Source organism: Halobacillus sp. BBL2006 (assembly GCF_000786645.1).
GTDB lineage: Bacteria > Bacillota > Bacilli > Bacillales > Halobacillaceae > Halobacillus.
The window spans coordinates 1-519 of sequence record NZ_JRNX01000976.1 but is presented as its reverse complement, the minus strand read 5'-3'; the positions used below and the strand labels follow the sequence as shown (position 1 = coordinate 519).

The following is a 519-nucleotide window of genomic DNA, read 5'->3' as shown; positions in this document are numbered from 1 at the left end:
CTTGAGGAAGAAGAAAACAAACGCCGCCGCTCTATTGCAGATGCAGAAGCGTATGAAGTGACGAAGCGTGCGCAGGCAGAAGCTGAGAATGAGCGAATTAAGGGTGAATCCGAAGCGGAAGTCATTCGTCAGCGTGGTATTGCGGAAGCAGAGTCCAAAGAACGTATGGCGAAAGCTATGGAACATTATGGGGAAGCGGCTATTATGGAAATGCTAATTAGTGTCCTGCCGGAATATGCAGAGAAAGTTTCTGCACCGCTCTCTCAAATTAAGGATATGAAAGTGATCGATATGGGAGGATCCAATTCTCAAGGTGGATCAGCCAAGGTTGCAAATAGTGTAACGTCAACGATGCTTGGCATCCAAGAATCTTTGAAGGAAACGACTGGGATGGATTTAAAGGCAATGCTTGAAAGTTATGTCTCTCGTGGAAATGTGAACGACTTTGGACAGAAAGAGAACCAAACTTTTGAAGAGGCTTCTGCAACAAAAGAAGAAGACCTTTCTTTTGATGAAGAG

At 44.7% G+C, this 519-nt stretch carries 1 protein-coding gene; it reads left to right on the top strand.

Translation table 11 applies throughout. The features are described from left to right. A partial coding sequence (locus LD39_RS21500; RefSeq protein WP_035553954.1) for a flotillin domain-containing protein occupies nucleotides 1-519 on the top strand: 519 nt, incomplete at both ends.